The 19,021-nt window shown below is 59.3% G+C and carries 15 protein-coding genes and 1 pseudogene; 11 read left to right on the top strand and 5 right to left on the bottom strand.

Annotation, left to right across the window (positions count from 1 at the left end; translation table 11 throughout):
- Positions 1 to 88 precede the first annotated feature (88 nt).
- Both BOP93_RS21940 and xseA read right to left on the bottom strand, forming a co-directional pair.
- Positions 89 to 910 (bottom strand): peptidoglycan DD-metalloendopeptidase family protein, encoded by an 822-nt coding sequence (locus tag BOP93_RS21940; protein WP_104504642.1) that lies wholly within the window; start codon positions 908 to 910, stop codon positions 89 to 91.
- Positions 911 to 913: 3 nt separating this feature from the next.
- Entirely contained in the window at positions 914 to 2,293 is a 1,380-nt protein-coding gene (xseA, locus tag BOP93_RS21935; protein ID WP_065891542.1) for an exodeoxyribonuclease VII large subunit, read from the bottom strand.
- Positions 2,294 to 2,416: 123 nt separating this feature from the next.
- Here xseA and BOP93_RS21930 point away from each other — a divergent pair, with 123 nt between their 5' ends.
- The 4 genes from BOP93_RS21930 to guaA all read left to right on the top strand — a co-directional run bounded on the left by BOP93_RS21930 (position 2,417) and on the right by guaA (position 7,295).
- On the top strand, positions 2,417 to 3,184 hold the full coding sequence (locus tag BOP93_RS21930) for a sulfite exporter TauE/SafE family protein (protein WP_104504641.1): 768 nt from the start codon (positions 2,417 to 2,419) through the stop codon (positions 3,182 to 3,184).
- A gap of 143 nt (positions 3,185 to 3,327) precedes the next feature.
- Complete coding sequence (locus BOP93_RS21925; RefSeq protein WP_065887493.1) at positions 3,328 to 3,876, top strand: sugar ABC transporter ATPase; 549 nt, start codon at positions 3,328 to 3,330, stop codon at positions 3,874 to 3,876.
- Positions 3,877 to 4,166: 290 nt separating this feature from the next.
- On the top strand, positions 4,167 to 5,636 hold the full coding sequence (guaB, locus tag BOP93_RS21915) for an IMP dehydrogenase (RefSeq protein ID WP_015885726.1): 1,470 nt from the start codon (positions 4,167 to 4,169) through the stop codon (positions 5,634 to 5,636).
- An 81-nt stretch (positions 5,637 to 5,717) separates the two neighbouring features.
- Positions 5,718 to 7,295, top strand: a complete 1,578-nt coding sequence (guaA, locus tag BOP93_RS21910; RefSeq protein WP_065891517.1) for a glutamine-hydrolyzing GMP synthase — start codon at positions 5,718 to 5,720, stop codon at positions 7,293 to 7,295.
- A gap of 390 nt (positions 7,296 to 7,685) precedes the next feature.
- Here the strand turns inward: guaA and BOP93_RS27930 are convergent, their stop codons facing one another.
- Positions 7,686 to 7,907 (bottom strand): hypothetical protein, encoded by a 222-nt coding sequence (locus BOP93_RS27930; RefSeq protein WP_237140444.1) that lies wholly within the window; start codon positions 7,905 to 7,907, stop codon positions 7,686 to 7,688.
- Between BOP93_RS27930 and BOP93_RS28340 the strand changes: the two are divergent.
- The 4 genes and pseudogenes from BOP93_RS28340 to BOP93_RS21895 all read left to right on the top strand — a co-directional run.
- Positions 7,824 to 8,795: pseudogene (locus BOP93_RS28340) on the top strand (HAMP domain-containing protein); the annotation flags it as partial. The gene BOP93_RS27930 and the pseudogene BOP93_RS28340 sit on opposite strands and share 84 nt — an antisense overlap.
- Positions 8,796 to 8,882: 87 nt before the next feature.
- On the top strand, positions 8,883 to 9,650 hold the full coding sequence (locus tag BOP93_RS28335; RefSeq protein ID WP_370671680.1) for a methyl-accepting chemotaxis protein: 768 nt from the start codon (positions 8,883 to 8,885) through the stop codon (positions 9,648 to 9,650).
- Between the two features lie 463 nt (positions 9,651 to 10,113).
- A complete protein-coding gene (locus tag BOP93_RS21900) occupies positions 10,114 to 11,094 on the top strand; it encodes a sterol desaturase family protein (protein ID WP_139113415.1) in 981 nt (326 codons plus the stop codon).
- Positions 11,095 to 11,175: 81 nt separating this feature from the next.
- Positions 11,176 to 11,808, top strand: a complete 633-nt coding sequence (locus BOP93_RS21895; RefSeq protein ID WP_104504639.1) for an NAD(P)H-dependent oxidoreductase — start codon at positions 11,176 to 11,178, stop codon at positions 11,806 to 11,808.
- Positions 11,809 to 11,948: 140 nt separating this feature from the next.
- Here BOP93_RS21895 and BOP93_RS21890 read toward each other — a convergent pair whose 3' ends face one another.
- Positions 11,949 to 13,253, bottom strand: coding sequence for a hypothetical protein (locus BOP93_RS21890; protein ID WP_104504638.1), 1,305 nt, complete (start codon positions 13,251 to 13,253; stop codon positions 11,949 to 11,951).
- Between the two features lie 176 nt (positions 13,254 to 13,429).
- Positions 13,430 to 14,134, bottom strand: coding sequence for a trehalose operon repressor (treR, locus tag BOP93_RS21885; RefSeq protein ID WP_104504637.1), 705 nt, complete (start codon positions 14,132 to 14,134; stop codon positions 13,430 to 13,432).
- 255 nt (positions 14,135 to 14,389) lie between these two features.
- Here treR and treP point away from each other — a divergent pair, with 255 nt between their 5' ends.
- The 3 genes from treP to BOP93_RS21865 all read left to right on the top strand — a co-directional run bounded on the left by treP (position 14,390) and on the right by BOP93_RS21865 (position 18,982).
- Positions 14,390 to 15,832: a PTS system trehalose-specific EIIBC component gene (gene treP / locus BOP93_RS21875; RefSeq protein WP_104504636.1), complete on the top strand. Its 1,443-nt coding sequence runs from the start codon at positions 14,390 to 14,392 to the stop codon at positions 15,830 to 15,832.
- A 118-nt stretch (positions 15,833 to 15,950) separates the two neighbouring features.
- Entirely contained in the window at positions 15,951 to 17,597 is a 1,647-nt protein-coding gene (gene treC, locus BOP93_RS21870) for an alpha,alpha-phosphotrehalase (protein ID WP_104504635.1), read from the top strand.
- A 164-nt stretch (positions 17,598 to 17,761) separates the two neighbouring features.
- Positions 17,762 to 18,982 (top strand): maltoporin, encoded by a 1,221-nt coding sequence (locus BOP93_RS21865; protein ID WP_104504634.1) that lies wholly within the window; start codon positions 17,762 to 17,764, stop codon positions 18,980 to 18,982.
- Positions 18,983 to 19,021: the final 39 nt, after the last annotated feature.

The following is a 19,021-nucleotide window of genomic DNA, read 5'->3' as shown; positions in this document are numbered from 1 at the left end:
TGGAAATACACCGCGTTGAAAGTCCCGTAGTGGAGACGTCGGACGACGGTGTGCGACGATGTGCGACGTCCAACTGCGGGCGAGCCGGTCAGGGTTGGAACGCACCAATGAAAATTGCCGGGTCAACCCGTGCATCGTTCAGGCTGACGTTCCAGTGCATATGCGGCCCGGTCGCGCGACCTGTCGAGCCGACCTTGCCTACCACCGTGCCGCGCGCCAGCTGGTCGCCAACCTTCACGTCAATTTTCGACATATGGCAGAACATGCTGATAAACCCCTGGCCATGGTCGACGAATACGGTGTTGCCGTTGAAGAAGTAGTTGCCGGTCAGGATCACCTTGCCCGCCGCTGGCGTCTTGATCGGTGTGCCCGCGCCCACGGCAAAGTCCAGGCCCGAATGGGGATTGCGCTCCTCGCCATTGAAGAACCGTCTTACCCCGAACTTGCTCGACAGCGGCCCGTTGACCGGTTTGTCCAGCAGCAGGTTGCTCGGTGTGTTCGGGCTGAAACTGCGGTAGACCTTGAGCTGCACGGCCAGTTCGCCCTCGATGCGCTTGAGTTGCGCCGGTTCCGGGTTGACCTGGCTTTTGTTCTTCAAGGTGATGCGTTGCTCGGGGTATTTCTTGAAGCCCACCACGAACGGCAGCTGGCGCCCGCCACTGGTGATGCGTTCGGTGCCCGGCTTGACCGTCAACGGGATACCCACAATCGCCAGCCAGGTGTTTTGTTCCTTCACCACCAGCACCGGTCTGTTCAGGTAGGTGGCCTTGGGTGCGGCCGCCGCCGTGCCCAAGTCCACGACAGCGACGCCACCGGGCACCGGCTTGTTCAGCAGGCGGGTGATGTAGCTGTCGGCGTGGGCATTGAAGGTCAGGCAAACGAGCATCAACAAGCTGAGAAAGCGTGGCATCGGTCAATCCAGTAGAGATAGGGTGACGGGGGTCAGGTGATTGTCTTCCACCCGCACCTGCAGTTGGCCTTCACCGAGGCGTGCGGTCAGGCGCTGGCCGGTGTGGGTTTGCGCAGCATTGCGAATCGCCTGGCCGCGCTCGTCGAGCAGGATGCTGTAGCCACGGCCCAGGGTGGCCAGCGGGCTGACCACGTGCAGCGTCTGCACCTGGCTTTGCAGTTGCAGGCGCCGCGCCTTGAGGCCTTCGCGCATGGCACGGGGCAGGCGCTCGGCGAGGCTGTCCAGGCGCTGGCGCAGCAAGGCCAGTTGACGCCCCGGATGTTGGCCGGCGAGGCGGGTTTCCAGGCGAATCAGGCGTTCGCGACGGGTATTGAGGCTGCGCTCGAACGCGCGGCGCAGGCGCATGTCCAGGTCGTCCAGGCGCTGGGCCTGCTGGCGCAGGCGTTCGCCAGGGTGGCGCAGGCGTCGGGCCATGCCCTCCAGGCGCAGGCGATCATGGCGCAGGCGGTTGTGCATCAACAGCACCAGGCGGCGCTGCAGGTTTTCGACCTGGCGCACCAGGTGACTGGCGTCCGGTGCCAGCAGTTCAGCGGCAGCGGAGGGGGTAGGGGCGCGCACGTCCGCCACGAAGTCGCTGATCGATACATCGGTTTCATGGCCGACCGCGCTGACGATGGGCGTGACGCAGGCGTCCACCGCCCGGGCCACGGCTTCTTCGTTGAAGCACCAGAGGTCTTCCAGCGAGCCGCCGCCACGGGCCAGGATCAGCGCGTCGAAGCCGCGTGCGTCGGCCAGCTTCAGCGCACGCACAATCTGTGCGATGGCTTCGCGGCCCTGTACGGCGGTCGGGATCAAGGTCAATTCAATGTTCGGCGCGCGGCGGCGGAACACGCTGATGATATCGCGAATCACCGCGCCGGTCGGCGAACTGATAATACCGATGCGCCGAGGATGCGCCGGCAAGGGCACCTTGCGCTCGGCACTGAACAGGCCTTCGGCGCTGAGCTTTTCCTTCAAGGCATCGAAGGCCAGTCGCAACGCGCCATCACCGGCAGGCTCCACGGTGTCGAGGATCAACTGGTAGTCGCCACGGCCCTCGAACAGCGAGACCTTGCCGCGCACCTTCACCGCCAGGCCGTCCTTCAACGCCTGGCGTACCCGCGCGGCGTTGTTGCGAAACAGCGCGCAACGCACTTGGGCGCCGCTGTCCTTGAGGGTGAAATACACGTGGCCCGAAGCCGGGCGGGCGAGGTTGGAGATCTCGCCTTCCACCCAGATATTGGTGAACACGTCTTCCAGCAACACCCGCGCGCGGCCGTTGAGCTGGCTGACAGTCAGGACTTCGCGGTCCAGGCCCAGTCGGGCAAAAGGATCTTTAATCATGGGCGGCAGTTTATAGGCATTCGTGCCAGGTTTGACAGAACTGCTCCACCCGCGTGCGTCTTCGTGCTGGCGCAATGCTCACGGATGACTAAAGTGTCGGCATTCTCTTTCAAGGAATTACCCATGAGTGCGGTTGAGCTGATGAGCCAGTGGTCGTTCGGCGCAGTTGAGTGGCTGGTGATCGGTCTCGGTATCGTTGTGGCCTATATCGTTTTCGGTATCGCCGGCTTTGGGACGGCGCTGGTGGCAGGACCTGTACTCATTCTGTTCATGCCATTGTCAAAGATCATCCCGCTGTTGGTGTTGCTGGATTTTGTCGCCGCCTTTGGTGGCCTGCTGCAGACACGTCGGGATGTCAGCCAGCCGGAATTGCTGCGGCTGCTGCCGTGCATGGCCATTGGTTGCACCTTGGGTGTGGTGTTTTTGCTCAATCTGCATTCGGATCTTTTGCTGTTGTTGATGGGGCTGTTTATCAGTGCCTACGCGGTCTACAGCCTGGCGGTGAAGGCGCGGCCCACGCAGTTGGCGGCGGGTTGGTCGATTCCCATGGGCACGGTCGGCGGCTTGTTTGGCGCGCTGTTCGGCAGTGGCGGCTTTTTATATGCGATCTACCTGAACAGCCGCCTGTCCAAGGAGGCGGCGCGGGCCACGCAAAGTGCGTTGATCAGTTGCAGCACCGTGGTGCGCCTGAGCCTGTTTCTGATTGCCGGGGTGTATGCCGATTTGCCGCTGCTGCTGTTGGCGCTGTGCCTGTTGCCGGCAATGGCGCTGGGCTTGTGGTGCGGGCGCAGGCTGACAATGCGCATGTCCCGCGAGGCGTTTGTGCGGTTGGTGACGTGGTTGGTGCTGGCCAGTGGCATTGCGTTGATTGGACGGTATTTGAGTGCTTGACCTGTGTGGGGCAGGGATTAAGCTGCCAGCCTTTAGAGCGCCATCGGGGGCAAGCCCCCTCCCACATTTTGAATTGTGAACACAGTCAACTGTGGGAGGGGGCTTGCCCCCGATGGCGTCAGCAGCCACACCGCAGGACTCCCATGAATTCCCAAAGCATCCTTGTCCCGAAAATCTCCACCTTGCCCGTCCACGAACCCCGCGCCCGGGCAATCGTGCGCTGGCTGGTGCGCAAGAACATCATCAAGGAGGAACTCACCACCTGCGGGCGCACCGGCAACCGCATGGCCTACGCCCTGGCCGACGGCGCCCGCGCGGTGGTGCTGCACCCGCAAGCGCTGCCGTTCAACGAGCCGGTCAATGGCCTGGAAATCATCTACAAGCGCTGCATCTACACGCCGGCCAAGGGCTTTCTCGAAGAAGCCGGCTGCCCGGAGTGCCTGAAGGAAGTCGGCGAAGCGCTGTTCGAAAGCCTGGAAGACTGGATGCCCGGCCACACCGATAACTTCACCTGCCCGCTGTGTGGGCATGAAGACGATATCAATGGCTTTCTGTTCCTGCAGGAATGCGGGTTTTCCAACCTGGGGTTCATCTTCAACAATTGGGCGGAGGCGGGGTTCAAGCAGAGCTTTATCGATGAGTTTGCCGATTGGCTCGATCAAAAAATGAGTTGGGTCAAAGTCGAGCTTTAACCCCCGACTGATCGTTCCCACGCTCCGCGTGGGAATGCATCCTGTGACGCTGCGCGTCACTATTAAACTGTAGGAGCGAGCTTGCTCGCGAAAATCGTTAACGATGACGCGGGTTGTCTGGTTTTACGCGGTGCCCTGGCGTTCTTCGCGAGCAAGCTCGCTCCTACAGGAAGGCAGCAGGTTTTCTCCATCTATCAGTATTACCAAGTTTGTCAGAGTTTTACATTGAGCCCGACAGGGTGCATGTATATAATGGCGCGCTTCCATTTTCCCGCTCGGGAGCCCCCGCGATGCTGCGTATCAGCCAAGAAGCTCTGACATTCGACGACATTCTCCTAGTGCCCGGTTATTCCGAGGTGCTCCCTAACGAAGTCAGTCTCAAGACCCGCCTAACCCGTGGCATCGAGCTGAATATTCCCCTGGTTTCCGCTGCCATGGACACCGTCACCGAAGCCCGTCTGGCCATCGCCATGGCTCAGGAAGGCGGCATCGGCATCATCCATAAGAACATGACCATCGAGCAGCAAGCTGCCGAAGTGCGCAAGGTCAAGCGTTACGAAGCGGGTGTGGTGAAAGATCCCATCACCATCGAAGCCGACGCCACCGTGCGTGATCTGTTCGAACTGACCCGCCTGCACAACATCTCCGGCGTTCCGGTGCTGCACGATGGCGACCTGGTCGGCATCGTCACTTCCCGCGACGTGCGTTTCGAGAACCGTCTTGAAGTCACCGTCCGCGAAGTGATGACGCCTAAAGAGCGCCTCGTCACGGTCAAGGAAGGCGCCGACAAGAACGATGTGCGCGAACTGCTGCACAAGCACCGCATCGAGCGCGTGCTGATCGTCGACGACAAATTCGCCCTCAAAGGCATGATGACCGTCAACGACATCGAAAAAGCCAAGGCTTACCCGCTGGCCAGCAAGGATGACCAGGGGCGTCTGCGCGTCGGCGCTGCGGTCGGCACCGGTAAAGACACCGGTGACCGCGTTTCGGCGCTGGTCGCCGCCGGTGTTGACGTGGTGGTGGTCGACACCGCTCACGGTCACTCCAAAGGCGTGATCGACCGCGTGCGCTGGGTCAAGCAGAACTTCCCTGACGTGCAGGTGATCGGCGGCAACATCGCCACCGGCGCTGCCGCCAAGGCCCTGGCCGAAGCGGGCGCTGACGCGGTCAAGGTCGGTATCGGCCCTGGCTCGATCTGCACCACGCGTATCGTCGCCGGTGTGGGTGTGCCGCAAATCAGCGCCATCGCCAATGTCGCCGCTGCCCTTGAAGGTACGGGCGTTCCCTTGATCGCCGACGGCGGCATCCGGTTCTCCGGTGACCTGTCCAAGGCCATCGTGGCCGGTGCTTCCTGCGTGATGATGGGCTCGATGTTCGCCGGTACTGAAGAAGCACCGGGCGAGATCGAACTGTTCCAGGGTCGCTCCTACAAGGCTTACCGCGGCATGGGTTCGCTGGGCGCCATGTCCCAGGCGCAAGGTTCTTCCGACCGTTACTTCCAGGACTCCTCGGCAGGCGCCGAGAAGCTCGTCCCGGAAGGCATCGAAGGCCGTGTGCCATACAAAGGCACCCTGAGCGCGATCATCCATCAACTGATGGGCGGCCTGCGTTCCTCGATGGGCTACACCGGCAGCGCCGACATCGAAGAGATGCGCACCAAGCCAGAGTTCGTAAGGATCACCGGCGCCGGCATGGCTGAATCCCATGTCCACGACGTGCAGATCACCAAGGAAGCGCCAAACTACCGCGTAGGTTGAGGCTTCCAGCAAAACGTTAAGTAACCGGGGCTGTTCTTTCAGCCCCGAGTTGTTTCTGATTCATTAGACGAGACTGACTTCATGGCCCTCGACATTCACGCCCACCGCATCCTGATCCTCGACTTCGGTTCCCAGTACACCCAACTGATCGCCCGCCGCGTGCGTGAAATCGGCGTGTACTGCGAACTGCACCCGTTCGACATGGATGACGAAGCGATCCGCGAATTCGCACCGAAAGGCGTCATCCTCGCCGGTGGCCCCGAGTCCGTGCACGAAGCCAACAGCCCGCGCTGCCCGCAAGCGGTCTTCGACCTGGGCGTGCCGGTCTTCGGTATCTGCTACGGCATGCAGACCATGGCCGAGCAACTGGGCGGCAAGGTTGAAGGTTCCGAGCTGCGTGAATTCGGGTATGCGCGCGTCGACGTGGTCGGCAAGAGCCGCCTGCTGGACGGCATCGAAGACCACATCGACGCCGACGGCCTGTTCGGCCTCGACGTGTGGATGAGCCACGGTGACAAGGTCACCAAAATGCCGCAGGACTTCCACATCCTGGCCAGCACCCCGAGCTGCCCGATCGCCGGCATGTTCAGCGACGAGCGTCGTTACTACGGCGTGCAGTTCCACCCGGAAGTGACCCACACCAAGCAAGGCGGGCGCATCCTGTCGCGCTTCATCCTCGACATCTGCGAGTGTGAAGCCCTGTGGACCCCGTCGAAAATTGCTGAAGACGCCATCGCCAACGTCCGCGCCCAGGTTGGCACCGACAACGTGTTGCTCGGCCTGTCCGGCGGCGTCGACTCCTCCGTGGTCGCCGCGCTGCTGCACAAAGCCATCGGCGACCAGTTGACCTGCGTCTTCGTCGACAACGGCCTGCTGCGCCTGCACGAAGGTGAGCAAGTGATGGCCATGTTCGCCGAGAACATGGGCGTCAAGGTGATCCGCGCCAACGCCGAGGAGCAGTTCCTCAACAACCTGGCTGGCGAGTCCGACCCGGAGAAGAAGCGCAAGATCATCGGCCGCACCTTCATCGACGTCTTCGATGCCCAGTCCAACAAACTGGACAACATCAAATACCTCGCCCAGGGCACCATCTACCCCGACGTGATCGAGTCGGCCGGCGCCAAGAGCGGCAAGGCCCACGTGATCAAGTCCCACCACAACGTGGGTGGCCTGCCTGAGGAAATGAACCTCAAGCTGGTAGAACCCCTGCGCGAACTGTTCAAGGACGAAGTCCGCCGTTTGGGCCTGGAACTGGGCCTGCCGTACGACATGGTCTACCGCCACCCATTCCCGGGCCCGGGCCTGGGCGTGCGCATCCTCGGCGAAGTGAAAAAGGAATACGCCGACCTGCTGCGCCGCGCCGACCACATCTTCATCGAAGAACTGCGCAAGGCCGATTGGTACCACAAGGTCAGCCAGGCGTTCGTGGTATTCCAGCCGGTGAAATCCGTAGGCGTTGTAGGCGATGGCCGTCGTTACGCGTGGGTTGTGGCGTTGCGTGCTGTGGAGACTATCGACTTCATGACGGCGCGTTGGGCGCACCTGCCGTACGAACTGCTGGAAACGGTCAGCGGCCGTATCATCAATGAAATCGAAGGGATTTCGCGCGTTACTTACGATGTGTCGAGCAAGCCGCCGGCGACGATTGAGTGGGAATGATTGGGCGTCCGGCATTGCCCGGCACGTTCTAGCAACAAATACCCTGGAGCCCGCGTAATTGCGGGCTTTTGGCTTTTTGGGTCTGGCAAAATTGCGGCAGCTCTGCGCATAGCCATCCCTTGTGTCCTTTTGCCGATGGATTATCGGCGACCTGTCTCTCGCTCCGTCAACAAACGTCTGCACACGCCCTGGTCGTTATTCACTATGCAGTCGTTTGTCCTCGTAATTATTTGAGGGCAGCGACATCTGCAGGGCTCACAGCCACTTTTATCAGGCGCTACGTTCCAAACGGCATTCGCGTAGATGACTGTAAAGATTGCGCGGCGCAGGCCGATATCGCTTTTGCGGCGACTCGCGTCCAGCAGGTTTGCTCCGGGTGCGTTATCTCACTTATTTCAGGTAGTGATCTGCAAAATGAAAATAAAAAACAAGCTCGTCCTGGCTTTTGTACTCGTCGCATTCATCCCCGTAAGTCTGGTGGCCGTGATCTCTGTACTCAATACCCGGTCCGAAGCGGTCAGCCAGTTCATGGATGGCAGCACCCGAGAAATACGCCAGATCGACGGTAATATCCGGCAGTTTTTTGATGGTACGCAGCAAAACGTCGATCAAATGGCTACAGACCCTTTCTACACATCGGTCGCCAGCCTAAAGCACTACGAGGCTGCTGATGCAGCCAGTCAGCCGCTGCCTGCGGCAGCCCGGCAAGTCATCGATGCGTTTGCCCGGTATGGCGCGACGCATCCGGCCGCGGCAATCCTGTCCATTGGCCTGGAAGACGGCAGTTACGCGAAATGGCCGGATGACCCTCAGTTGTCGAAATACGACCCGCGTACGCGCCCGTGGTACAAGGCCGCCATGGCCAGCCCCGGTAAAGCGGTAAGGACCGCGGCGTATTACTACGAAAAGGATGCGGTAGCGCTGGTTGGTAGCGCCAGGGCCATGCTCGATGAAGCAGGCAAGGCCAAGGGCGTGTTTGTGGTAAGCGTATCGCTGACCAACCTCACCGAACTGGTCAAAAGCATCAAGCTCGGCGAAAGCGGCTATGTGATGCTCATCGAAGACGGCACAGTACTGGTCGATCCGCGTGATGCGGGGCACAGCTTCAAGCAGCTCAAGGATCTGGGTGAGCCTTACGCCAAACTGGCCGCCACTGCGCAAGGTTCAACCGAAGTGGAAATCAACGGCGTCCGGTACATGGCAAACGTGTGGACATCGCCGGGTCTGGGCTGGCGTTACGTGGGGTTGATTGAGTACAGCGAAGTCATGGCCGAGGCCACACGCATGACCTACGTGACGGTTGCGATCGTGGTGGTGCTGGTGCTGCTTTTCGCACTGCTGGCGGCGGCTTTCGCCAAGGTTATCGTCAAGCCCATCGGCCAGGTCAGCACCGGGCTGCAGTCGATTGCCGAGGGTGAGGGCGACCTGCGCCGTGATCTTGATGTGCAGGGCAAAGACGAAACCGCCGAGCTGGCAGGCTGGTTCAACAAGTTTCTCGCCGCAATACGCCAGTTGATCCAGAGCATCGGCGCGGCATCGACCAACCTGCAGGATGCTTCGCGTGTGAACAGCGAAGTGGCCACTAACATGAACCAGGCGGCTGGACGCCAGCGTGAGGCGGTGGAGTTGGTGTCCACGGCGTTCAATGAAATGGTCGCCACTGCTAATGAAGTGGCGCGCTCGTGCAGCGCTGCGGCCAATTCCGCCGAGAGTGGTCATCATCGTGTCGCCGAAGGTAAAGAGCAGATTGAGTTGACCACCGACAACGTCAATCGCCTGGGGCGTCGCCTGACCGAGTCTTCACAGGCCATGGTGGAGCTGGAGGAGGGTAGTCGCAGTATCAACCAGATTCTGGGCACCATCCGCGCCATCGCCGAGCAGACCAACTTGCTGGCACTGAACGCGGCAATCGAAGCGGCCCGGGCCGGTGACCAGGGGCGAGGGTTTGCGGTGGTCGCAGATGAAGTTCGAGCGCTGGCCAAGCGTACCTCGGATTCCACTGGGGAAATCGATCAGTTGCTCAGCGCGCTCGGTAGCAAGACTCAAGAAGTGTCGCAGAAGATGGAAAGTTGCCTGGAGCTGTCACGCGCCAGCGTTTCCTCCATTGGAAACGCACGTGAAAGCTTTGAAGGCATCCAGCTGTCGGTGAATGAAATCCGGGATCAGAACCTGCAGATATCCGCCGCCGCCGAAGAGCAACATAGCGTGGCCGAAGACATCAACAAGCATATCCAGCAGATCTACGACGAGGCGCAACTGGTCGAGAGCCTCGCCAGTTCTGCGCAGGAAGACTCGGGGCGGCTTTCGCATCTGTCCAATGAGCTGAACGGGCTGGTAGGGCGCTTCAAGTCGTAAGTACGTGAGGGCCGGGAGGCACTGACTAGCGTGCAGCTCTAGATTCGCATTTGCGCCGGAAGTCGTTTAACCAATGCCAGTCAGTTATCACTGACTGGCATTTTTTTGGATAGAAATCTGCGAAGCAAGAGCCGTTGTTTTTAATAAACGACGTTCCAATCAGTGCCCGAACGTATCCCGTGCGGCTGACACGCCTGGACACGGGGAAATCAGTCCACCCGCATGCCCTAAGACTATCTGACTGATTCAAATACGTTTTTAGCGAAACCTGCGCTGAAAATAACCTGTTACGTACCGTTAATTAACCGTTAACCAACTTATCTTGGGCATTAAGTCATGGGCAGTATCCATATAGCCCGGTGCAACAGCAAGTCCGACCGGGCCTGCACGGAGAGTAAAGACAAAGCGAGGCTATCCATGGCCTCAAAACAATAACAAAAGAATAAATGGCGAGGTACTTACGATGACGATGCATGACATTTGGGAATCAATTGTCGCGTTTTATGAACCGACTCTGGAAATAATGAGCTTGTGGGCCTGGGGTCTTCCTCTGTTCGTTTCAGTGCTTGCGGTGATGTTCATCATCTCGCAAAAGTGGCAGAGCCCCCTGACCATCCGCTCTCTGGCCAATGCCGCCTTTCCCAAGGAGCAATACGACAACCCCTCATCTCGCGTGGATATGTGGAACGGTATCATCCTGTTGATGCTCGGTTTTCCCCTGGTAGGCGTCTTCGCCGTCAATGGCATCGCCATTGCTGACAATGTCGGCGCTTATATCACCGCTGAGTTCGGCGTCCGAGCCCCGTTGATGACGTCAACCTGGCTGATCATCTCCGTTCAGTTTCTGACCTATTTCCTCAGTGTCGACTTCGTCGGGTATTGGATACATCGCTGGTGCCATACCAACGCACTGATGTGGCATCTTCACAAACCTCACCATACCGCCGAGACACTGACGCCCTGGACGCTATTTCGCCAGCACCCCATCGAGTTCTTTGGCCTCAATATCATCCCGGCGGTGGTCGGCGGGGCCTTCACCGGTCTGGTGCTTTATGCGACGGGCAGCCAAATCCACCCAGGCATGGTGGTTGCCGTCACCACAATGGCCTACATCTGCTTCTTTGTTATCGATGTGTTTTCTCACGTCCATCTGCCGATCTCCTACGGGTGGATGAACCGCATCGTTTTGGCCCCTGTCATGCACAACCTTCACCACAGTATGGAACCCCATCACTGGGACAAGAACAATGCAGTCGTACTGACACTCTGGGACTGGATGTTCGGAACACTCTACTTGCCCAAGAAGGGCGAAAGCTGGCGTTGGGGGTGTAACGACGAAGAGTACGGTGCCAACAATCCGCACAATACCTTGAAGGGTTTCTATATCGATCCTTTCAAAACCCTCTGGCGTCACGTGAAGGACGGACAAAGCCCGAATCCGTGATGGGTTCGGAGCACTCGGGAAGCATCCAGGGTTTAAAGCACACCAGGCAATCGCAGGCTCAATTGCGTTAAGGGAATCATCATGGCATTGAAAGACACGCTTCATTGGCGCTATGCAACCAAAAGCTACAACGACGACAAGGTCGCGCAAGAAAAAATTGATTCGATCCTGGAGGCCATACGCCTGGCCCCCAGCAGTTCGGGCCTGCAGCCTTTCAAGGTGTTAATCATCACTAACCCCGAGTTGAAGGCGCAATTGCAGCCGATCTGCGCCAATCAACAGCAAATCTCCACATCGTCACACTTGTTGATTTTTGCAGCCTGGGATGAGTACACACCTGAGCGGATCAATGCATTTTTTGAATACAGCAACGGGATACGTAACTTGCCTGCCAGTGTCACCGATGATTACCGGTTATCGCTGCTCGATTCTTTTGGCAGCATGAGCAAGGAGCAGCAGTATGTTCATGCGTCCAAACAGTGCTACATCGCCTTGGGATTCGCGTTGGTAGCGGCAGCCGAACTGGGCGTGGATGCCACACCCATGGAAGGGTTCGACAACCAGGCAGTGAACGCGCTGCTGAAGCTTCCCGAGCACGGGTTGAACAGTTCCGTTCTCTTGGCCCTGGGCTACCGGGATACTGAAAGCGATTGGCTGGTAAAACTCGAAAAGGTCCGGCGCGACAAGGCGCATATGTTCGTCGAGATTGCGTAGGGTCTACTCCGGATAATTTCCAACAACACAGGTTGTAATCAGCAGGGCAGATAAAATGTGCCTGCATGCCGGTTCAGGCGCCGTTGCCGAGACCCCATGCAGGCCATGCACGTTGCGCAAGGCATTCCCACTCTCAGCTTCTATTGAACGGCCTCGTCTGCCTTGCCGGGGCTTGGTATGGCCTTGTCACTGGCAGGCGGCGCCCGTCTTGTACGCCACATCTGACCGACGTCCAGCGGGCGTGCGATCAGCAGTTCTGCCGATACACTCGACGGACCAAATGTGCGCACCTCATACATCGCTTCGAAGGCGTCGCTATTGCCTAGCACGGTCTTCAAGCGACTCAGCTCGGCACTGTCCGATGCAATTTTCGCGGCCTCAATCAGTGCCGGATCCATAATGCCGGCAACGACGACGATGTGATTGCCTGCGGGTCCCGGAAAGCGAGCAAGGTACGCATAATCACGACGCATGATTCTGTCAGTGGAGGGTTCGGCCCAATCAGATTGAAATTTATCCCCGGTCGCTAGATCCACAAGGGTATCGCCGCTGGCCGACAGCGAAAATCCGGAAAGATCAAAAAACGGCTCCTGCAGATCGCCGAGCGTGTCGAGCAAACCCACATAGACAATATCGTGACCGCTGAGCATTTCATTGGTGAAACGTGAGGTTGTCACATTCTTGATCAGGCTCGAATTTCCGGACCTGGTTGCGACCATGACGGGCATCACCGAAACCAACGCTGATGCGAGCCCACTCGGCAAGTGATAGGCATTCATGTCGACATACTTTTGGCCGGGCACAGGCATCCGCTGTTTGTACTTATTGAGGTCCTCGCTGGAAGCGATGGTGGAATCAGCGACCATACGAACAATAGAACCGTCAGCGCCTTGTTCACCGAACACATAAAAATCACCGGAAACGATGAGTAGCGGCGCCAGATTCTTCGCGATACCACTCCAGAGCGTGCTGTCGATCCGCGAATCACTGGGTGATTTGCCTGTCAACCAGAGCCAGCACAGTGCGTTGAGCGTGAGGAAAAGCGCCGCGCCGGCTAAATACCGCCAATCAAGGAGGCGTCGGCGCACAGGGTCGACGTATTTGTCTTGCTCTTCGGGCACAACGACGACCAGACGATATTCACCACGCGGAAGGATAAGCCGCTCGCCACGCTCATCGACGGGCGCCGCATCGAGTTTTTTTCGCAACCGATGAATATGCACGCGAACCGTTGCATCAGCCGCGAGATCCACGCTGGCGGATCGACCAAACACGACGAGTGCAATCTCGATTTCTTTGGTTGCGGTCGCCGTCAGTGATCGCTCGAGGAGAAACTCGAAAAGACGAATGATCTGTTGCGATTTACCGAGCGCGCCACTCTTCAAGAGTCTGTGCGCGTGCGCTGTGAGCCGATCAACCTGGTCAACTTCCTGCGACTTGTCCATTTCACACCCTGACTGCGCTCGTCGCCATTGAGGATAAGGCGATGAGCTCGACCTAAGCATAGGCGGCAGGTCGTCCGCATCCGTATCCCAAATTGGCACTTGGCCAAGCGCACAACCATTGGCGTTGCGAAAAAGATGTCGGCGCACACTGGGGCAGCGGGTTTCCCGGCTTGCGCTTACCGCCGCGCAATATCCGAAAAGTAAAACTTGTCCAGCGTATGCCGCGACTCGGTGTACTCGAACTGCCGCCCGTCCTGCAAAAACGTCTGGTTACTCACCACGATCACATGGCTTTGCCCGTCAAGGTCCAGGTGCGCCTGGTCGTCCTTGCTGCGCGGCAGGGCTTCGATGGTGCGCTGGGCATAGCTGATCTGCAGCTGCAGCGTCTGCTCGATAAACGCGTAGATCGACTGCTCGGCAATCGAGCGGTCCAGGCCGGGGATCAGGTCGGCGACGAAGTGGTTGATGTCCAGGATCACCCGTTTGCCGCCAATGCGCCGTACCCGCTTGATCCGCGTGATCAGCGTGCCGGGTTCAGCCTCGATGTGCTGTTGCAATGAGCCTTCCAGCGGCACTTGGGTGAACTCGACCACTTCGGTGTGTATGTCATCGCCCAGGTCGGCGTGGGTTTCATGGAAGCTCACGATGCCACCCAGTTGAAACTCGATCGGGTTCGGCGACAACACAAAGGTGCCTTTGCCGTGGATCTTCTGCGCGAAACCGCGTTCCTGCAACTGCTCGATCGCTCGACGCACCGTGCCCCGGCTGGCCTGGTAGCTGTCCATCAGTTCGGTTTCGGAGGGAAGGCGCGTGCCGCGCTGCAGGCGTTCGGTGGTGATGCTGGCAAGCAGATCGGTATAGATCTGGTTGTATTTGCTCATGGGATGGCTCGATGCCCGGCTCTATGAAGGTGAACGGCGCTTTCAAGGCAGGAACCTTAGTGGCACCTGTGGGGTTTGTCCATTCGCCACTGATGCGGGGGGTGGAAATGTCTGACGGATCATTTTCAAAAGTTAAACAAAATTGTAACTCGTATAGACGAGTTGTTGATTTCACTCGTACAGACGAGTAATTTGCCCTCTCGGCGTGCTGCCAATGACTGCCACCCATAAAAACAATCACAGTGGAAAACGAGCATGAGCCACGACTATTCGATGATTGCCCGCGAGATTCTCGAGAACCTCGGGGGGCGCGACAACCTTGAGCAAGCTGCCCACTGCGTGACGCGCCTGCGCCTGGCGCTCAAGGACCCCAGCCTGGTCAACAGCAGTGCGTTGAACCAGGTCGATCTGGTCAAGGGATCGTTCTTTACCGGCGGTTTGTTCCAGGTGGTGATCGGCCCCGGCGAAGTGGAAAAGGTCTACGCCGCCTTGCGCGAAGTCACGGGGCTTGCGGCATCGACCATCGCCGATGTGAAGCGCAAGGGCGCCGACAAGACCAACCCGATGCAGCGCCTGGTGCGGGTGTTCTCCGACGTGTTCATGCCGATCCTGCCGGCGCTGATCATTGCCGGCCTGCTCATGGGCATCAACAATCTGATGGGCGCCAAGGGCATGTTCATCGAGGGCCAGACGCTGCTGGAGGCGTATCCGAACCTGGATGGCCTGTGGAGCCTGATCAACCTGATGGCCAACACCTCGTTCGTGTTCCTGCCGGCGCTGGTGGGCTGGTCGGCGGCCAAGCGCTTTGGCGGCAGTGAAATCCTCGGCATCGTGCTGGGCCTGATGCTGGTTCACCCGGACCTGCTCAACGCCTGGAACTACGGCAAGGCAGTCGCCGGCCTCGACGGCCAGAGCCTGCCGTACTTCGACATTCTTGGCTGGTTCCAGATCGAGAAAGTGGGCTACCAGGGGCAGATCCTGCCAATCCTGATGGCGGCCTACGTTATGAGCGTGATCGAAAAATGGCTGCGGGCACGGGTGCCCAACGCCATCCAGCTGCTCGTGGTGCCTATCACCACCATCGTTGTGACCGGCGTGCTGGCCCTGGCCATTATTGGCCCGGTCACCCGGCACCTGGGCATCCTGATTACCGAGGGTGTGGTGACGTTGTTCGACCTGGCACCGATGGTCGGCGGCGCGATTTTCGGCCTGCTCTATGCCCCACTGGTCATCACCGGCATGCACCACATGTTCCTCGCCGTGGACCTGCAGTTGATCTCGACCCAGGGCGGCACCTTTATCTGGCCGATGATCGTCATGTCCAACCTGGCCCAGGGCAGCGCCGCACTGGCTGTGTTCTACATGAGCCGCAATGCGCGGGACAAGAGCATGGCGTCGACGTCGGCGATTTCCGCCTACTTCGGTATCACTGAGCCGGCGATGTTCGGCGTGAACCTGCGTTTCAAGTTTCCATTCTATGCCGCGCTGCTGGGCTCGGCGCTGGGCAGCATTTTCCTGTCGCTGAACAAGGTGCAGGCGTCGGCCATCGGCGTCGGTGGCCTGCCTGGATTTATCTCGATCGTGCCGAGCGCCATTGCGATGTTTGTGATCGGCATGGTCGTGGCGATTGTCGTGCCCTTTGTTGTGACCTGTGTGTTGAGCATGAAGATTGTTCGGCCTGGATACAGGGTTGCCTGATCAATCGCCATCGGGGGCAAGCCCCCTCCCACATTTGAAATACATTCCACTGTGGGAGGGGGCTTGCCCCCGATGAGGCCCGCACGGCCAGCACCCAATTCTACTGAAGGAACCCACCATGCAAACCTGGCAACACTCGGTGATCTACCAGATCTACCCCAAAAGCTTCCACAGCCACGCGGGTAACGCCACCGGTGACCTGCTGGGCATCGTCGACAAGCTCGACTACCTGCAATGGCTGGGCATCGATTGCCTGTGGGTCACCCCGTTCCTGCGCTCACCGCAGCGCGACAACGGCTACGACATCAGCGACTACTACGCCATCGATCCCAGCTACGGGACCATGGCCGATTGCGACCTGTTGATCAGCGAAGCGGCCAAGCGCGGTATCAGGTTGATGCTCGATATCGTGGTCAACCACACCTCCGTCGAGCATGAGTGGTTTCGGCAGGCGCGCAGCAGCCTCGACAATCCCTACCGCGACTTCTACATCTGGCGCGACCAGCCCAACAGCTGGGAATCCAAGTTCGGCGGCTCGGCCTGGGAATACGAGGCGCAAACCGGCCAGTACTACCTGCACCTGTTCGACCACACCCAGGCCGACCTCAACTGGGACAACCCCAAGGTGCGCGCCGAAGTCTTCAAGATGATGCGCTTCTGGCGTGACAAGGGCGTGGGCGGCTTTCGCCTGGATGTGATCAACCTGATTTCCAAGCCCGCGGATTTCCCCGACGACCACACCGATGGCCGGCGCTTCTACACCGATGGCCCCAACGTGCATGACTACCTGCAGCAAATGCACCGCGAAGTCTTCGAGGGCCATGACCTGATCAATGTCGGCGAAATGTCCTCCACCAGCCTGGAGCACTGCATTCGCTACTCCAATCCGGCGTCGAAAGAACTGTCGATGACCTTCAACTTTCATCACCTGAAAGTCGATTATCCGAACCTGCAGAAGTGGGTGGAGGCCGAGTTCGATTTCCTGCAACTCAAGCAGATCTTCTCCGACTGGCAGTCGGGCATGCAGGCCGGTGGCGGCTGGAACGCGCTGTTCTGGTGTAACCACGACCAGCCACGGGTGGTCTCGCGGTTTGGCGATGACGGCGTCCATCGCGTGGTGTCGGCCAAGATGCTCGCCACCGCACTGCACTTGCTCCAGGGCACGCCTTATGTGTACCAGGGTGAGGAACTGGGCATGACCAATCCGGGCTTCGACAGGATCGACCAATACCGTGATGTGGAGACCCTGAATATCTTTCGCCTCAAGCGCAATGCCGGTGAATCGGAGGCGTCGAGCATGGCCGCGATCATGCAGAAGTCTCGCGACAACGGTCGCACGCCGATGCAGTGGAACAGTCAGCCCGGCGCCGGTTTCAGCAGCGGCGAGCCGTGGATCGGCATCCCGGCCAATGCGGCGCAGATCAACGTCGAGCGCCAACGGGATGATCCTGACTCGGTGCTGCATCACTACCGCGCGCTGATCGCCTTGCGTCGCCGTGAACCCCTGATCCAGGAAGGCATTTACCGCGAACTGCTGCAAGGCCATCCCCAGGTCTGGGCGTACCTGCGCGAAGGCCGGGGCGAGCGCTTGCTGGTGGTCAACAACTTCTACGGCACGCCATGTGAAATCCAGTTGCCCGATCAGCTCATCAACGCCGCGAGCGAGCAACGCCTGCTGATCAGCAATTACCCCGACTGTCCGGTGCGGACCGGCGCGGTGGCGCTGCGCCCTTACGAATCGTTTGTGCTGCACCTGACTGGTTGAAATGCCGCCTGTAGGAGCGAGCTTGCTCGCGAAGATCTCCAACGATAACGCGCCCTTCCAGGTGCAGCGCGGAGCCTGGAAGTGCTTCGCAAGCAAGCTCGCTCCTACAGGCGATCGCGTCACGCAAGACAGTAAGAAAAACAATAAAAATATCGGAGTGCTTTATGAAAACAACAATAAAGCTGGGCCTCGTTGCATCCTGCCTGAGCCTGCCCTTTGGTGCTCAAGCCCTGGAGTTTGGCGGTTACCTGCGCAGCGGCGCCGGCACCTCTACCGGCAGCGGCAAGCAGCAGTGCTTCCAATTGCCGGGCGCGCAAACCAAATACCGCCTGGGCAACGAATGCGAGCAGTACGGCGAACTGGAGTTGCGCCAGGACCTGCTGACCTTCGACGATGGCTCGGTGCTCAGCGTCGATGCCATGGCGTCGCTCTATAACAAGTACGACCGCGCCCTCAAATTCCAGGGCGAGGACAACGGCTCTGCGCGTATGCCGCAGATGTATGCGCAATGGTCCAACCTGCCCAGCCTCAATGGCGGTTCGCTGTGGGCCGGGCGGCGTTACTACAAGCGTAACGACATCCATATCTCCGACTTCTACTACTGGAACCAGAGCGCCACCGGTGGGGGTATCGAGGATGTGTTGATCGGCGGCTTGAAATACAGCTACGCGCTGTCACGCAAAGACAACCTCTACCAGAAGGAATACGCCACCCGGCATGACTTCAACGTGGCCGGTTTCAACACCAACCCGGGCGGCGAACTGGAGCTTGGCTTGAGCTACATCCAAAAGGCTGGCGGGCGTGACACCAACAGCGGCTGGGCGTTGACCGCGCAGCATGTGCAAAGCGCGTTCCTGGGCGGCAAGAACAAATTCGCGTTGCAGTATGGCGAAGGTCCTGGCACCGGCCTGGGCTACACCGGCAATACGCGATTGGACAACAGCAGCAAAAGCTACCGTGCCGTGGAGTTTTTCGACTGGCAACTGACCCCGCGTTTTGGCGGGCAGGTGCAGGCCGTGTACCAGAGGGATGTGCGGCCCGGGCGTCAGGACCTGAACTGGCTGTCGCTCGGCGTGCGCCCGGCGTATGCCATCAGCGAGCAATTCAAACTGGTCACCGAGCTGGGGCACGATCAGGTCGAGGCCACGGGCGGTACGCGCAAGTTGAGCAAATTCACCTTCGCGCCGACCTGGTCGCCCAAGGGCCCGGAATTCTGGGCACGGCCGGAAGTGCGCTTGTACTACACCTATGCCACTTGGAACCAGGCGGCCAAGCGCGCGGCGAATGAGCTGGCGGCAGGTTCGGCGTTGTCCGACACCGGTGCCTACGGCACGGCGCGGCATGGGTCGAACATGGGCGTGCAAGTTGAATACTGGTGGAAATGACCCGTACTGATGAGGGAGGGTGCAAGCCTCCTCCCCCAT

Origin of the sequence: Pseudomonas orientalis (assembly GCF_002934065.1) — a bacterium.
GTDB lineage: Bacteria > Pseudomonadota > Gammaproteobacteria > Pseudomonadales > Pseudomonadaceae > Aquipseudomonas > Aquipseudomonas orientalis_A.
The sequence above is the reverse complement of the archived record's forward strand: the minus strand, read 5'-3'. Positions and strand labels throughout refer to the sequence as shown.

Bases quoted from the DNA above. Each gene is read 5' to 3' on its own strand.
- BOP93_RS21940 (WP_104504642.1), bottom strand. From the start codon at position 910: ATGCCACGCTTTCTCAGCTTGTTGATGCTCGTTTGCCTGACCTTCAAT.
- xseA (WP_065891542.1), bottom strand. From the start codon at position 2,293: ATGATTAAAGATCCTTTTGCCCGACTGGGCCTGGACCGCGAAGTCCTG.
- BOP93_RS21930 (WP_104504641.1), top strand. From the start codon at position 2,417: ATGAGTGCGGTTGAGCTGATGAGCCAGTGGTCGTTCGGCGCAGTTGAG.
- BOP93_RS21925 (WP_065887493.1), top strand. From the start codon at position 3,328: ATGAATTCCCAAAGCATCCTTGTCCCGAAAATCTCCACCTTGCCCGTC.
- guaB (WP_015885726.1), top strand. From the start codon at position 4,167: ATGCTGCGTATCAGCCAAGAAGCTCTGACATTCGACGACATTCTCCTA.
- guaA (WP_065891517.1), top strand. From the start codon at position 5,718: ATGGCCCTCGACATTCACGCCCACCGCATCCTGATCCTCGACTTCGGT.
- BOP93_RS28335 (WP_370671680.1), top strand. From the start codon at position 8,883: ATGAACCAGGCGGCTGGACGCCAGCGTGAGGCGGTGGAGTTGGTGTCC.
- BOP93_RS21900 (WP_139113415.1), top strand. From the start codon at position 10,114: ATGACGATGCATGACATTTGGGAATCAATTGTCGCGTTTTATGAACCG.
- BOP93_RS21895 (WP_104504639.1), top strand. From the start codon at position 11,176: ATGGCATTGAAAGACACGCTTCATTGGCGCTATGCAACCAAAAGCTAC.
- BOP93_RS21890 (WP_104504638.1), bottom strand. From the start codon at position 13,253: ATGGACAAGTCGCAGGAAGTTGACCAGGTTGATCGGCTCACAGCGCAC.
- treR (WP_104504637.1), bottom strand. From the start codon at position 14,134: ATGAGCAAATACAACCAGATCTATACCGATCTGCTTGCCAGCATCACC.
- treP (WP_104504636.1), top strand. From the start codon at position 14,390: ATGAGCCACGACTATTCGATGATTGCCCGCGAGATTCTCGAGAACCTC.
- treC (WP_104504635.1), top strand. From the start codon at position 15,951: ATGCAAACCTGGCAACACTCGGTGATCTACCAGATCTACCCCAAAAGC.
- BOP93_RS21865 (WP_104504634.1), top strand. From the start codon at position 17,762: ATGAAAACAACAATAAAGCTGGGCCTCGTTGCATCCTGCCTGAGCCTG.